12 protein-coding genes and 1 pseudogene are annotated in these 14,312 nt (G+C 72.4%); 4 read left to right on the plus strand and 9 right to left on the minus strand.

The genetic code is table 11. The annotated features are described in order from the left end of the window. Position 1: 1 nt before the first annotated feature. The 5 genes from ACSMXW_RS26490 to mce form a co-directional block, all read right to left on the minus strand. A complete protein-coding gene (locus ACSMXW_RS26490; RefSeq protein WP_485799917.1) occupies positions 2 to 769 on the minus strand; it encodes an ABC transporter permease in 768 nt (255 codons plus the stop codon). 1 nt (position 770) lies between these two features. Next, positions 771 to 1,784, minus strand: coding sequence for an ATP-binding cassette domain-containing protein (locus ACSMXW_RS26495; protein ID WP_485799918.1), 1,014 nt, complete (start codon positions 1,782 to 1,784; stop codon positions 771 to 773). Between the two features lie 199 nt (positions 1,785 to 1,983). Beyond that, the gene (locus ACSMXW_RS26500; RefSeq protein ID WP_485799919.1) at positions 1,984 to 2,919 is read right to left on the minus strand and encodes a cellulose-binding protein; all 936 of its coding nucleotides are present in this window, start codon (positions 2,917 to 2,919) and stop codon (positions 1,984 to 1,986) included. 297 nt (positions 2,920 to 3,216) lie between these two features. After that, positions 3,217 to 6,915 carry a polarized growth protein Scy gene (gene scy, locus ACSMXW_RS26505; RefSeq protein ID WP_485799920.1) on the minus strand — a complete coding sequence of 1,233 codons (3,699 nt, stop codon included), beginning with the start codon at positions 6,913 to 6,915 and terminating at the stop codon, positions 3,217 to 3,219. A gap of 287 nt (positions 6,916 to 7,202) precedes the next feature. Continuing rightward, positions 7,203 to 7,652 (minus strand): methylmalonyl-CoA epimerase, encoded by a 450-nt coding sequence (gene mce, locus ACSMXW_RS26510; RefSeq protein ID WP_485799921.1) that lies wholly within the window; start codon positions 7,650 to 7,652, stop codon positions 7,203 to 7,205. 391 nt (positions 7,653 to 8,043) lie between these two features. Here mce and ACSMXW_RS26515 point away from each other — a divergent pair, with 391 nt between their 5' ends. Both ACSMXW_RS26515 and meaB read left to right on the plus strand, forming a co-directional pair. Continuing rightward, complete coding sequence (locus ACSMXW_RS26515; protein ID WP_485799922.1) at positions 8,044 to 9,246, plus strand: acetyl-CoA C-acetyltransferase; 1,203 nt, start codon at positions 8,044 to 8,046, stop codon at positions 9,244 to 9,246. A 200-nt stretch (positions 9,247 to 9,446) separates the two neighbouring features. After that, on the plus strand, positions 9,447 to 10,403 hold the full coding sequence (gene meaB, locus ACSMXW_RS26520; RefSeq protein ID WP_485799923.1) for a methylmalonyl Co-A mutase-associated GTPase MeaB: 957 nt from the start codon (positions 9,447 to 9,449) through the stop codon (positions 10,401 to 10,403). Between the two features lie 435 nt (positions 10,404 to 10,838). Here meaB and ACSMXW_RS26525 read toward each other — a convergent pair whose 3' ends face one another. The 4 genes from ACSMXW_RS26525 to ACSMXW_RS26540 form a co-directional block, all read right to left on the minus strand. Next, positions 10,839 to 11,315, minus strand: a complete 477-nt coding sequence (locus ACSMXW_RS26525; RefSeq protein ID WP_485799924.1) for a MarR family winged helix-turn-helix transcriptional regulator — start codon at positions 11,313 to 11,315, stop codon at positions 10,839 to 10,841. Between the two features lie 128 nt (positions 11,316 to 11,443). After that, complete coding sequence (locus tag ACSMXW_RS26530) at positions 11,444 to 12,244, minus strand: AIM24 family protein (RefSeq protein ID WP_485799925.1); 801 nt, start codon at positions 12,242 to 12,244, stop codon at positions 11,444 to 11,446. Continuing rightward, positions 12,241 to 12,924, minus strand: a complete 684-nt coding sequence (locus tag ACSMXW_RS26535; RefSeq protein ID WP_485799926.1) for an AIM24 family protein — start codon at positions 12,922 to 12,924, stop codon at positions 12,241 to 12,243. Before ACSMXW_RS26535 ends, ACSMXW_RS26530 begins: the two co-directional genes overlap by 4 nt. Position 12,925: 1 nt before the next feature. Beyond that, a complete protein-coding gene (locus ACSMXW_RS26540; RefSeq protein ID WP_485799927.1) occupies positions 12,926 to 13,564 on the minus strand; it encodes an AIM24 family protein in 639 nt (212 codons plus the stop codon). A gap of 238 nt (positions 13,565 to 13,802) precedes the next feature. Between ACSMXW_RS26540 and ACSMXW_RS26545 the strand changes: the two genes are divergently transcribed. Continuing rightward, positions 13,803 to 14,147 carry a DUF3817 domain-containing protein gene (locus ACSMXW_RS26545; RefSeq protein WP_485799928.1) on the plus strand — a complete coding sequence of 115 codons (345 nt, stop codon included), beginning with the start codon at positions 13,803 to 13,805 and terminating at the stop codon, positions 14,145 to 14,147. Next, a pseudogene (locus tag ACSMXW_RS26550) lies at positions 14,144 to 14,275 on the plus strand (thiamine-binding protein); the annotation flags it as partial. The gene ACSMXW_RS26545 and the pseudogene ACSMXW_RS26550, both read left to right, overlap by 4 nt. Between the last annotated feature and the right edge of the window lie 37 nt (positions 14,276 to 14,312).

Below are 14,312 nucleotides of genomic sequence, written 5' to 3' on the forward strand. Positions count from 1 at the left end.
GTCACGCGTCCCGCCGCCTGAGGAGCAGAAAGCCGCCGGCCAGCGCCGCGAGCACCCACAGCACCATGATCCCGAGCCCGCCCCAGGGCCCGTACGGGGTACGGTCGAGCGGGGGCACCACCCGCAGGATCCTGCTGCCCGCCTGATCCGGCAGGTAGCGGCCCACCTTCCGGGTGGCGGAGACGTTGGCCAGGACGTTGGAGATCAGGAAGAAGAACGGCATCAGGATGCCGAGCGAGAGCAGTGGCCCGCGGAGCATCGCCGCGACGCCCATGGAGAACAGCGCGATCAACGTCATGTAGAGCCCGCCCCCGAACACCGCACGCAGCACCCCCGGATCCCCGATGTGCGCCCGGAAGGGCCCCAGCACGGCCTGCCCGAGGAAGAAGGCCGCGAAGCTGGTCACCATGCCCACCACCAGGGCGAGCGCGGCGGCGACTGCGATCTTGCCCGCGAGGAACGTGCCCCGCTGCGGCACCGCGGCCAGCGAGGTGCGGATCATGCCCGTGCTGTACTCGTTCGACACCACCAGGACCCCGAAGACGATCATCGCCAACTGCCCCAGGCTGGTCCCGGCGAAGCTGACGAACGTCGGGTCGAAGGTGATCTGCTCCTCGGCGCTCCTGCTGGAGAAGTCCCGCCGTGACAGGTAGCTGATGAGCATCCCCAGGGCGACGGTGACGACCAGGGCGACGGAGAGCGTCCACACCGTCGACGCCACGGTCCTGACCTTGGTCCACTCGGACCTCATGACCTGGGCCGTCAGCACGTCAGAACCTTTTCCGCGGCTTCCAGCCGGCGCCCCACGCGGAGCCGGCCGGCGGGCCGCCACGGTGCTCGTCCGGCGCGGGAGCGCCGCCACCGCGCCCCTTCGGCCCGTCGGTGTGCGCGTGGTACTCCACCGCCTGGGCCGTGAGCCGCATGAACGCCTCCTCCAGCGACGCCTGCTGGGGGCTCAGCTCATGGAGCACCAGCCGGTTCCGGGCGGCCAGCTCGCCGAGCTGCGCCGGGTCGCCGTCGGCGACCTCCAGCGCGCCGTCCGGCGTCCGGGTGACGGCGATCCCGGCGGCGGCCAGCACCTCGAGCAGCCGCTCGCGCTCCGGGGAACGCAGCCGGACGTACGACCGGGCGTGCCGGCGGATGAACTCGTCCATCGGCAGGTCGGCGAGGAGCCGGCCCTGCCCGATCACCACCAGGTGCCCCGCGGTCAACGCCATCTCGCTCATCAGGTGCGACGAGACGAAGACGGTGCGGCCCTCGGAGGCGAGCGACTTCATCAGGGTGCGGACCCAGTGGATGCCCTCCGGGTCCAGGCCGTTCACGGGCTCGTCGAACATCAGGATCCGCGGGTCGCCGAGCAGGGCGACGGCGATGCCCAGGCGCTGGCTCATGCCCAGCGAGAACCCCTTGACCTTCTTCCCGGCCACCGCGGTCAGCCCGACCGTCTCCAGGACCTCGTGCACCCGGCCGGTGGGGATGCCGTTGCTCTGCGCGAGGCACAGCAGGTGGTGGAAGGCGCTGCGGCCGCCGTGTGCGCCCCTGGCCTCCAGGAGCGCGCCCATGCCCTTCAGCGGGTCCCTGATCCGGTCGTACGGCCGGCCATCGACCGTCACCCGTCCGGAGGTGGGGCGGTCCAGGCCGAGGATCAGGCGCATCGTGGTGGACTTTCCGGCGCCGTTCGGACCGAGGAAGCCGGTGACGATGCCTGGCCGCACGGCGCAGGTCAGGTGGTCCACGGCCACCTTCTCCCCATACCGCTTGGTGAGCCCCACCATCTCGATCATGCCCCCCACGCTAAGCGTGCGCACGCCGCCCGGCCCGCCGAAACGGCCCCCGGCCCCCCGGCTGGGGTAGCGCCCTCCCTCCAACGAAACAGCAGGCCCGTCGGCCCGGAAGAAAGAGCGCCCCGCGCACACGCAGAAGCGCCCCGCACCGCAGCCGGCGGTGCGAGGCGCTTGAGGCGAGGAAGAGGGAAGACCCGGATCAGCGGCTCTGCTGAGCCGGAACCCCACGGGACACGGGCTCGTCCTCCCCGGCGCCCCCGGAAGCCGCCACGGCCGCCCCGGTGAGCGTAGCCAGCATCTCCCGCACATTGGTGAGCTGCGCATTGATCGAATCCCGCCGATTCGTCAAAGCCGCCAGCTCCCGCTCGGACTCGCTCCGAATCCGATCCGCCTTCGCATTCGCGTCGGCCACGATGTCCTCGGCCTGCCGCTGCGCCGTCTCCACGGTCTGCCGCGCCCGCCGCTCCGCGTCGGTCCGCAGCTTCTCCGCCTCCAGACGCAGCTGCTCGGCCCGGTGCTCGATCTCCGCGAGCCGCTTCTCCGCCTTCGCCTGACGCGACGCCAGGTCCCGCTCGGACTGCTCACGCCGCTTCGCGAGGTTCGTCTCGAAGTCGGCCGCGGCCTGCGCCGCCTTCGCCCGGGTCTCCTCGAAGAGGGCGTCCGCCTCCTCGCGCTTGGACTGCGCGTCCTTCTGCGCCTCGGACCTCAGCGCGCTGGCCTCGCCCTTGGCCTTCTCGACGATCCGCGCGCCCTCGTCCTCCGCCTTGGCCTTGCGCTCCGCGGCGAAGGCCTCGGCGTCATTGCGCACCTGCTGGGCCGCCGACTCGGCCAGCTCGCGGTGCTGTTCGGAGGCGCGCCGCGCCTCCTCGCGCAGATCCTTCGCCTCCTCCTCTGCGAGGCGGAGGATCTTCTCGACACGGGCGCCGAGACCGGCGTACGACGGCTCGGCGTCGTTGATCGCGGCCTGAGCGTTCTGCGTCTCGAGGTGGAGCTCTTCGATGCGCTTTTCCAGGGCTGTGATGCGGGCGAGTGCGCCGTCACGGTCGGAGACGAGCTTGGAAATGCGTTCGTCCACCTGAGCGCGGTCGTACCCACGCCGCACAAGCTCGAAGCCATAGGGGGAAGTGTCGCTCATGGGGTTCCTGTCGAATGAGACCGGTGAGGTGATAGAGGGAATCCTAGGGGTCCAAACGGCGTGGCATCGAGCAGATGCCCGTTTGATCTGGAGATTGACACCCCTTTTGGGTGGCGAACCGTCACAGCTCTTGCCAGAGGCGCCTCAAGCGCCCCCATAAGCACAGAAGTTGCCCATCCGCCAAACACAGAAGTCGCCCATCTGCCAAGCACAGAAGCAGTCCGCCAGGCTAGTACCCCAGCAGGCACCATTCACCCCGTCGGGGCGTTCGGCACGCAAACGTTGCCTGCCGGAACACTAGCTCTCCGAAGACTTGCCACTCGAAGGTGTCGCACCCGCGGCGGCGGCCGCTTTGACCCCTCCGGGCCCCGAACTGCCGCCCGTATTACCGGAGGCGGACTTGCCGCCGCCCGACGCCGGGGTCTCAAAGGACTCCAGTGCCTCCAGCACGTCCTGCACCCGGGAGATCTCGGCGTTGATGTCCTCCCGGCGGCGGGCCAGCACATCCAGCTCGTGCTTGCCCTCCGAGACGATCCGGTGCGCCTCCGCCTCGGCCTCGCTCCTGATCCGCTCGGCGTCGCGGGTGGCCTCCGCGTTCTTCTGCTCCGCCTCCTTGATCAGGGCATCGGCCTTCTTCACCGCGGCGATCCGGATGCTGCTCGCCTCGGAGTTGGCCTCCGCCAGCAGCTCGGCCGCCTTGGTCTCGGCCTCGGCGCGCTGCTCCTCCGCGGCCCGCACCAGCGCATCGCACCGCTCGCCCGCGGACTTCATCGCCTCCGCGGCCTCCCGGCGCGCGCGGTCGTGCAGCTTCTCGATCTCGCTGGTGATCCGCTCGCGCAGCTCCTCGGCGCGCTCCCGGATGGCGGTGGCGTCCCGACGGGCCCCGACGAGCAGTTCGTCGGCATCCGAGCGGGCCTTCTCCACCAGGGAGTTGCCCTCGACGGTCGCCTCGGCGACCAGCCGCTCCGCCTCGCTGCGGGCGACGCCGACCATCGTGTCGGCCTGCGCCTCGGCGTCCGCCGTGGTGCGCTGTGCCGCCTGCCGGGCCTGGGAGGTGAGCTTGTCCGCCTCGGCCGCGGCCTCGGTGATGAGGCTGTCGGCCTGCTCGGCCGCCTCCGAGCGGCGCTTGTTGGCCTCCTTGCGCGCCTCGTCTAGGAGCCGGTCGGCCTCCTCGCGGGCCGCGGAGGTGACCCGCTCGGCCTCCGCGACCGCCTCCGTCCTGATCCGCTCGGCCTCGGCGCGGGTGCGCTCGGCGTGCTGCTGCGCGGAGCCGACCGTCTCGGCGGCCTCGGCACGCAGCCGCTCCGCCTCCGTGGTGGCCTCCGCGACGAGCTTGTCGGCCTGCTCGGCGGCCTCCGAGCGGCGCTTGCCCGCGTCCGCGCGGGCCTCGGAGCGCAGCCGGTCGGACTCGGCGATGGCGTCGGTGACGGTCCGCTCGGCCAGGGCCTTGGCGGCGTCGGACTCCTCCTGGGCCTCCCGCCGGATGCGGGCGGCGTCCTCGCCGGCCCGCTCCCGCTCGGCGTAGGCGTCGGCGCGGACCCGCTCGGCCTCCTCCTGCGCCTCGGTGCGGGTGCGCTCCGCGGCATGCTCGGCGGCGGACCTGAGGCCGGTGATCTCCTCCTGGGCCTGCTCGTGCAGGCCGGCGACGGACTCCCGCACCGACTGGGCGGTCTGCTCGGCGGCCGAGACCATCTCGGTGGCCCGCCGATCGGCCTCCTCGACCAGCCGTACCGCCTCGGCCTGGGCCTCCTCCACCCGCTTGCGCGCGGAGGCCAGCAGCTCCTCGCTCTGCTCCCGGGCCCGCTCCCGCTCCTGGTCGGCCTCGGCACGCGCCGAGCCGAGCGTCTCCTCGGCCTCGCGGCGGCGCCGGGCGGCCTCCTCCTGTGCGGCGGACAGCGCCTCGGCGGCCTCCGCGGCGACCCGCTCCGCCGCGGCCGCGGCCTCACTGCGGATGCGGTCCGCGGCGTCCTGCGCCTCCGACTTGAGCTGCTCGGCCTCCGCCGCCGCGTCGGAACGCAGCCGTACGGCGATGTTCTCGCCCTCCGCGCGGGACGCGGACGCGTCCGCGGCGGCCTCGTTGCGCAGCCGCTCGGCCTCCGCCTCGGCCTGCGCCTGGAGCGTCCTGATCCGCTCCGCCGCCTCGGTGCGCAGCCGGTCGGTCTCCTGGGCGGCCTCCCGGCGCAGCCGGTCCGCCTCCGCGCGGGCGTCCTTCAGGGCCTGCTCGGCGGCGGTGAGGCGCTCCTCGGCCTCGGCCCGGCGGCGGGCCACCTCCCGGTCGGCCTCCGCCCGGCGGTCCGCGATCGCCTTGTCGGTCTCCTCCTGCCGCTCCCGCGCCACGCGGTCGGCCTCCGACTTGACCTGCTCGGCGTGCTCGGCGGCCTCCGTGCGCAGCCGCTCGGCCTCGGCGCGGCTGCGGTCCAGCGCCTCCTCGGCCTGCCTGCGCAGGGCGGTGGCGCGCTCGATGGCGTCCGTGCGCACCTTCTCGGACTCGCTCTGGGCGGCCGTCCGCAGCTCCCCGGCGTCGGCCTTCGCCTTGGTCAGCAGCTCCTCGGCGCTCTTGGCCGCCTCCTCGATCTGCTGGACGGCCTCCCGGCGCGCCTCGCCGCGGATCCGCTCGCCCTCGGCGACCGCCTCGGCGCGCAGCTGCTCGGCCTCGCCGCGCAGCCGGCGGGCCTCCTCCTGCAGCTCGACCGTCTTGGCGCGGTACTCCTTGGTGTCGTCCTTCGCGGCGCCCTTGAGCTGCTCGGCGATGTCATGGGCCTCGGAGCGGAGCCGGTCGGCCTCCTCCTCCGCCTCGCGGCGGATCCGCTCGGCCTCCTCGGCGGCGGCCTTGGTGGTCGCCTTGGCGTCCGCGGAGGCCTTGGTGACCACCTCCTCCGCGGTGTGCGCGGCCTTCGCGAGCTGGGACGCGGTCTCCTCCGCGGTGACCGTGCGGGCCTTCTCGGCGGCCTCCGCGATCAGCTTCTCGCCCTCGGCCCTGGCGTCGGCGACGAGCTGCTCGGCCTCCGCCTTGCTGGCCTCCGCGTCCTTGGTGGCCTCGGCGACCAGCCGGGCGACCTGCTCCTTGGCCGTGCGGGTGCGCTGCTCGTTGGTGGCCTCGGCGCCGGCGAGCCGCTTCGCCGCCTCCTCCTTGGCCTGCGTGACCACCTTCTCCGCCTCGGCCTGGGCGTCCCGCAGTGCCTGCTCGGCCTCGGCCATCCGCTGCTCGGCGGCCCGGCTCAGCTCGGTCGCCTGCCGGCGGGCCTGCTCCGACTCGGTGGCGGTGGAGGTGCGCAGCGCCTCCGCGTGCTCGGTGGCCTCCTGGGCCTGGGTGGAGGCGGTGTTGAGCATCCGCTCCGCGTCGGCGCGGGCGCGGCGCAGCAGTGCCTCCGCCTCGGCACGCGCGGCCTCCGCCTCCTCGGTGAGCCGCTGGCGGGCCTGGGCCGTGAGCCGCTCGGCCTCGGCGCGGGCCGCCGCGAGGGCCTGGTCGGCCTCGGCCCTGGACTCGGCGAGCAGCCGCCGGGCCTGCTGCTCGGTGCGGGCCCGCAACTGCTCGGCCCAGGCGACGTTCTCGTTGACGTGGGACTCGACGGTGGCGCGGCGCTCGGCCAGCTCCTGGTCGAGCTGCTGGCGGCGGGAGACGGCCTCCGCGTGCAGCTCCGCCTGCATCCGGGCCTGCTGCTCGGCGTGCTCCTGGAGGATGCGCTGGGTCTGTGCGCGGGCCTCGCGCAGCTCGCGCTCGGCGTCGGCGCGCAGCTGGTCGGCCTGGGTCTGGGCGTTGCGCAGGAGCTGCTCGGCCTGGTAGCCGATGTCGGCGCTGTCGTAGGCAGGACGGGTCGCCAGAGCACGGCGCGCCTCGTGCAGCTTGGCGCGCAACACCTCGACCTGATAGCCGAGGTCCTCGGCGTGCTGGACGGCCTTCTCCCGCTCGGTCTTCAGCCGATCCATCTCGGCCTCGAACCGAGAGAGGTGGTCGACCTCAGCCCGCTCTCGCTCCTGGCGTTCGTAGCCCCGCACTCTGCGGTCCCATCCGTCCCATGGTCGCAAGTTCTCCGAACGAGCCCCGCCCGCCCGACTGAACGAGGCTCCCGGGGAAATGGTGTCAGATCAACGGCGGAACTTGGGCTGGTGCCCCGACGCTCGCCCCCCGAAACCCGGACCCCGGTCGCGGCCGCCACTGGTGAAACTCCAAGCCCGGACGACCGCTGCCAACCCTACCGTTCCCGCATTTCCGGTTGGCCTGGCCGATGCGCTTTTTCCCGCCGCGGCCACGAGCGCCGGGGCCGGGGTCCGCTCCGCGGGGGTCAGTGCTCCACCTGCGGCGCGTCCTGCGCCCCGGCGCTGGTCACCAGTTCGGTGAGCACACCGTGACAGTCCTTCGGATGCAGGAATGTGATCTGCGAGCCCATGGAGCCCCGGCGCGGCCGGTCGTAGAGGACCCGTACGCCCTTGTCCCGGATGCCGTCCGCCTCGGCCGCCACGTCCGGCGTGCCGAAGGCGATGTGGTGCACCCCCTCGCCGTTCTTCGCGAGCCACTTGGCGACCGCGCAGTCCTCCCTGACGGGTTCGAGCAACTGCAGGTAGGAGGCGCCGCCGTCGTCCGTGGCGTTGATCCTGAGCATGGCCTCGCGCACGCCCTGCTCCTCGTTGACCTCGGTGTGGTGCACCTCGAAGCCGTAGGTCGCGCGGTAGAACTCGACGGTGGCGTCCAGGTCGAAGCAGGCGATTCCGATGTGGTCGATTCTCGTCAGCATGGCCCACAGTGCAGCGCCTCGGAGTGTGGTTACGCAACGTGCGCGCCATCACACTCCCGCGGCGATGACGGACGGCTTACCGGCCAGTACATTCAAGTGAACCATCGTTCACCGCCCCGTCCGTACCGCCCCTCCGCCCGCCCGGCCCGGGGCCGGACAGACCGAAGGACCGGGGAACCGGAGACCGAAGGGATTCGGCGTACCGGTTCCTCTCATGCAGGTGCGGATCACCCGTCCGCACCAAACGCCGTATCCGTCCTACTACTCCTCGTCCGTACGACAGCCGTACGAGCCGCACCGGCCGCCCGCGTGCCCACGGCACGGAGCGCGCCCGCGGCACCGGACCGGCGGCCCGCCGTCCCCGCCGTACGCTGGAAAGGGATCGCACGTCATGTCTGCAACGAACGGCACCACCTCAGTGATCGTCGCGGGCGCCCGTACGCCCATGGGGCGGCTGCTGGGCTCCCTCACGCCCTTCTCGGGCGCCGACCTCGGCGGCTTCGCCATCAAGGCGGCCCTGGAGCGGGCCGGGATCGCCGGCGACCAGGTGCAGTACGTGATCATGGGTCAGGTGCTCCAGGCCGGCGCCGGGCAGATCCCGGCGCGGCAGGCCGCCGTCAAGGCCGGTATCCCCATGGACGTTCCGGCGCTCACCGTCAACAAGGTCTGCCTGTCGGGACTCGACGCCATCGCGCTGGCCGACCAGCTCATCCGCGCCGGAGAGTTCGACGTGATCGTGGCCGGCGGCCAGGAGTCCATGACCAACGCCCCGCACCTGCTCCCCAAGTCCCGGCAGGGCTTCAAGTACGGCGCCGTCGAGATGCTGGACGCGATGGCGTACGACGGCCTGACCGACTCCTTCGAGCACATCGCCATGGGCGAGTCCACCGAGCACCACAACACCCGGCTGCGCATCGGCCGTGCCGAGCAGGACGCCATCGCCGCCCTCTCCCACCAGCGGGCCGCCGCCGCCCAGCAGGCCGGGCTCTTCGACGTGGAGATCGTCCCCGTGGAGATCCCGCGGCGGCGGGGCGAGCCGGTCGTGTTCGCCGCGGACGAGGGCATCAGGGCCGACACCACCGTGGAGTCCCTGGCCAGGCTGCGGCCGGCGTTCCACGCGGAGGGCACCATCACCGCCGGGTCCTCCTCGCAGATCTCCGACGGCGCCGCCGCGGTCGTGGTGATGAGCAGGGCACGGGCCGAGGCGCTCGGCCTCACCTGGCTCGCCGAGATCGGGGCGCACGGCAATGTCGCGGGCCCGGACAACTCCCTGCACTCCCAGCCGTCGGGCGCCATCCAGCATGCCCTGAAGAAGGCGGGCCTGACCGTCGCCGACCTCGACCTGATCGAGATCAACGAGGCGTTCGCTGCGGTCCTCGTGCAGTCGATGAAGGATCTCGACGTGTCGTCTGAAATGGTGAACGTCAACGGCGGTGCCATCGCCCTCGGTCACCCGATCGGCATGTCCGGCGCGCGTATCGTGCTGCACCTCGCGCTGGAGCTGAAGCGGCGCGGCGGCGGTATGGGCGCGGCGGGGCTGTGCGGTGGCGGCGGCCAGGGGGATGCCCTGATCGTCCGGGTGCCCGGGGCCTGACGGTCGCCGGGGCCCGCGTGCGGGGTACCCGGGACCTTGACGGGTGCCGGGCGGCCGGGCCGCATCGGGTGAGGCCCACCTGGGCGCCCGGGCCGCGGGCGCCGTCGAGCAGGCGGGGGCGCCGAGGGAGCCGGCCCGCGGTGGGGCGGCGGTGTGGTACCGCGGCCGGTCCGCGGGCCGCGTGGACGAACGGAGCTGTGATGCAGGATGTCGCCTCGCTGGTCGCCCAGGCCAGGGACGGCAGGCCGAGGGCCGTGGCGCGGCTGATCTCCCTGGTGGAGGGGGCCTCCGGGCAGTTGCGGGAGGTCATGGCGGCCCTGGCGCCGCTGGCCGGCCGCGCCTATGTCGTCGGGATCACGGGATCGCCGGGCGTCGGCAAGTCGACATCGACGTCCGCGCTGGTCACGGCGTACCGGCGGGCCGGGAAGCGGGTCGGCGTGCTGGCCGTGGACCCCTCGTCCCCGTTCTCCGGGGGAGCCCTGCTGGGTGACCGGGTGCGGATGTCGGAGCACGCCTCGGACCCGGGCGTGTACATCCGCTCCATGGCGACCCGGGGCCACCTGGGCGGCCTCGCGTGGGCCGCGCCGCAGGCCATCCGGGTGCTGGACGCGGCCGGGTGCGAGGTGATCCTGGTGGAGACCGTGGGCGTCGGGCAGTCCGAGGTGGAGATCGCCTCGCAGGCCGACACCTCCGTGGTGCTGCTCGCCCCGGGGATGGGCGACGGCATCCAGGCCGCGAAGGCCGGCATCCTGGAGATCGGCGACGTCTACGTGGTCAACAAGGCCGACCGGGACGGCGCCGACGCCACCGCCCGCGAACTCAACCACATGCTGGGCCTCGGCGAGGCGCGGGCGCCCGGCGACTGGCGCCCGCCCATCGTGAAGACCGTCGCCGCGCGGCAGGAGGGGACCGAGGAGGTCGTCGAGGCGCTGGAGAAGCACCGGGCGTGGATGGAGGAGCGGGGCGTGCTCGCCGAGCGGCGCCTTGCCCGCGCCGCTCGGGAGATCGAGAGCATCGCGGTGACCGCGCTCCGTGAGCGGATCGGCGATCTGCACGGCGATCGCCGGGTGAGTGCTCTTGCCGAGCGGGTCGTGGGCGGGGAGTTGGATCCCTACCGGGCCGCGGACGAGCTGGTCGCGGGCGTGACACAGCGGTGAGCTTCCCTTCGGGGGTGCCCCCGTTGTCTGCGCTCGGCCCGGTGGTGCTCTGACGGTCCCGTCGTGGCTGGTCGCTCCCCCACTGCCTCGAAGGCGTGGGAGGTACCCCCATCCCCGCGCCCCTTGGCGGCGGGGCTGCGCCCCGGCCTGACCAGGGGCGCGGGGCCACCACGGCGGTTCAGCCCAAAGAAGCCGCGCACCAGCCACAACCAGGGGCGCGGGGAACTGCGCGACGAGCCACGAAGGCGGGGAAGCCATGAGGAGACGCGCAGGCCCCGGGCCAGGGGCGCGGGGAACTGCGCGAACAAGCCACGACGGGGGAAAGGCGCAGGAGACGCGCAGGCCCGGACCAAGGGGCGCGGGGAACTGCGCGAGACGCCCACCGGCCGGTGGCCGGGATGCGGGAGGCCAAAAGGGCCGGGGCTCAGGCCGGGGTCAACCCCGGCCCCGCTGCGCGCGCAAGTGCTCTGCCACCGGCGCGAGCGACTGCCGCAGCTCCGCGAGCGCCTCGGGAGACAGCAGATCGATGAAATGCCGCCGCACGGAGCCCACATGATGCGGCGCCACCTTCTGCATGGTCTCCATGCCCTGCTCGGTGAGCACCGCGAACAACCCCCTGCGATCGGACTCGCAGCTCTCCCGCCGCACCAGCCCGGCGCTCTCCATCCGGGTGATCTGGTGGGAGAGCCGGCTCTTGGACTGCAGGGTGGCCGAGGCCAGGTCGCTCATCCGCATCCGCTGGTCCTCGGACTCCGAGAGGTTGACCAGGATCTCGTAGTCGTTCATGGTCAGCCCGAAGGGCTGCAGGTCCTTCTCGAGCTGGTACGTCAGCAGGCGGTTGACGTCCAGATGGGTGCGCCACGCACACTGCTCGGCGTCGGTCAGCCAGCGCGTGGCCGTCTCGGTGTCCATGGAATGCATTCTACCTAAGAAGTTGAATAACGAACGAGCCTGGTGGTGCGACGGCGGCGAGAGGGTCCCCGCCGCCGTGACGGCAGCGGCTGAGCACGCGTTCGACGTCACACTGCGCAGACTACCGCTCACAGACCGAAGCGACGCTGGAGATCGCCGAGCTGTCCGGGAAGCCCCGGTCCCCTCTGCGCCCCGCCCCCCGGTTCCGCCGGGCCGCCCCCGCCGGGCACCCCGGGCTCTCCCGGGACCGCCCCGACGGGCTGCTCCGCCATCAGCGTCTCGGTGGACTGGAGCAGGACGGTGCCGGCCCCCACGAACTCGAACTGGTGCTCCTCGCCGGACGCTCCGCCGATCCCGGTCAGGGCCCGCAGGCCGCCCAGCACTCCGGTCAGATAGCCGTGGTCGTAGTGGTGGCAGGGCGAGGGGCAGTCGGCCCAGCCGACCAGGGCCTGCGGGTCCACCCGGATGGGCGGCTCGATGAAGACCACCGGGCCGTTGGAGGCGGCCACGAACTTCCCCGTGCCGATGAGGGTGAGGAAGCCCGGCACGATGGACTGCTTCAGCGAGAGAGTTGGCTGAAAAGCGAGCAGGTTGCCGGAGCGGATCGTGAGATTGCCGTCGTCCAGGTCGTACGAGTTGACGTCGAAGGCGCGGTCGGCGAGCAGCATCTTGCCGTGCCCCTCGGCCACCACCCAGTCGCTCGCGTGCAGCGGGGAGTGGAACGACGTCCGGACCAGCCGGTCGAGACGGCCGTGCCCGACGCCGTTGAACTCCATCGACCCGTAGTAGGCGATCATCTTGCCCTTCTGCAGGAACCACCGGGTGCCGGTGAGTTCCACGCAGAAGGTGTAGTTGTTGACGTTGTCGTCGGCGGGCAGGGTCGTCGGGTCGTGCACCACGGGCCCCTGCGCGGCGGGATACCAGGTCACAGCTTCTCCTCCGAGGCCTGCACGTACACGGTGCCGCTGCCGGACAGCTCCAGCTGGAACGCCTCCCCGGAGCCGCGGCCCACCATCTCCCGCCAGCCGATCGCCGCCGAGAGCCTGTTGCGCACCTCACCCCGGTGCGCGACGTACGCCTGCGGGTCCACGTGCACCGGGCGGTCGGGAGTGATCGGCAGCTCGATCACGCCGCCGTGCGCCAGCACCGCCGCCGAGCCGTGACCCGCCAGGGTGGTGGTGAACAGGCCCTGGCCGGTGACCTGGCCGCGCACCATGCCCATCACGCCGCCCTGCGAGCCCATGAACATCGTGCCCTGCCGAAGGCTCCCGTCGAAGGCGAGCAGCCGGTCCGCCTCCACGTACAGGGTGTCGCCCGTCAGCGCTATCACGTGGACGTGGTGGCCGCCGTGCCCGAACAGCACGGTGGCGGTGCGGGCGCCTTGCCGGTCAGTAGGACCTTGGGGGACTTCCACCTTCATCAGCGGGGTGGCCTCGTTCGCCACCCGGCGGCCGATCATCGACATCAGACCGCCCTGCCCGCCCTGGATGCTGGGCGTGAACGACACCTCGCCCTGGTACGCCAGCATCGCGCCGCGCTGGCTGTAGAGGGTCTGGCCGGGAGCCACGGTGGCCTCGACCATCTTCGGATTGACCTCGCGGAACGGCATCTCAGACCTCCCCCGCCACGGTGCTGCGCTCGCTGGGCTGGACGTAGACCACGCCCTCGCCCTCGAAGCGGATCTGGAAGGCCTCGCCGCCGCCCTCGCCGAGGAACGTGCGGAACGTCACACCCGACTGGAAGCTCTGGCGGACGTCCCCCTGGTGGGCGACATAGGCGCCGGGGTCGACCGTCAGCGGATACTGCCCCGTCACGCGCAGCGCCACCGCCGGCCCGTCCGACATGATCGCCGCCTGGCCGTGGCCCTCCACGGTGGTGGTGAACAGGCCGTTCCCCTGGGAGGCGCCGCGCAGTCCGGTGAACGTGGTGCCGGTGCGCAGGCCCGCCTCGGTCACCAGCAGGTTGCCCGACTCGACGTGCAGCTTCTCACCCTGCAACCGGACCAGGTTGATCTCCGTGGCCCGGTCGGCGAACCAGCAGGTGCCGTGCCCCTTCACCTCCATCACGGACATCTGCTCGCCGGTCAGCCGGCGGGTCACCATGCCGCGCAGGCCCTCACCGCCGCCGCTCAGCTTCTTGAAGGTCATCCGGCCGTCGTAGGCGACCATCGAGCCGCTCTTCGCCCTGACGGCGTCCCCGTTCATCTCGATGGCCAGCACCCTGCTGCCCTGGAGTCGAAACACAGCCACGCGCCCGACCGTATCCGCACCGGACATCCCGGCACAGGCCGGACGGCAGGATCAGGACCCGTCCGGGCGCGGCCGGGCACCCCTGCGCGCCGCGCCCGGGGGTGGCTGCGTCAGAATGGGCATGCTTGTGCCCGTATTCACAAGTACGCCAGTACGCCAGTACGCCAGTACGCCGGCCCCGGCCCGGCGCCCCGGCCCCGCCACCCCGGGCCGGCCGCACTCCCATCGAAGGTGATCCGTGGACCTCAAGACCGCCACCGCACTCCGCCGTCTCCGACTGGTCTCCGCCCCCGAGGCCGTCTCCTTCCTGCTCCTGCTCATCTGCTCGGTGCTCAAGCGGACCACCGACTTCAACGCCGTTCCGGTGATGGGCTCCATCCACGGCGTGCTGTTCATCCTGTACGTGCTCTTCTGGCTGGACGCCTGGAACCGCACGAAGTGGCCGGCCCGCACGGGCATCCTCTACTTCGTGCTGGCCGTGCTGCCGACCGGCGGTTTCTTCGCGGAGCGCAGGCTCAGGCGGGAGTCGCGGGACGCCGCGATCGCCGCGCGGGCGCGCCAGGAGGGAGTGGTGAACGCGTGATCGTCGCCTTCTCCCTGACGCCGCTGGGCGTCGGCGAGGACGTGGGGGAGTACGTCGCGGACGCCGTCCGGGTGGTCCGGGAGTCCGGGCTGCCGAACCGTACCGATGCGATGTTCACTTCCGTCGAGGTGAATGAGTAAAGCTCTGAGGACATGGATGGAGGGG

This window comes from Streptomyces sp. DSM 116793, assembly GCF_057320905.1.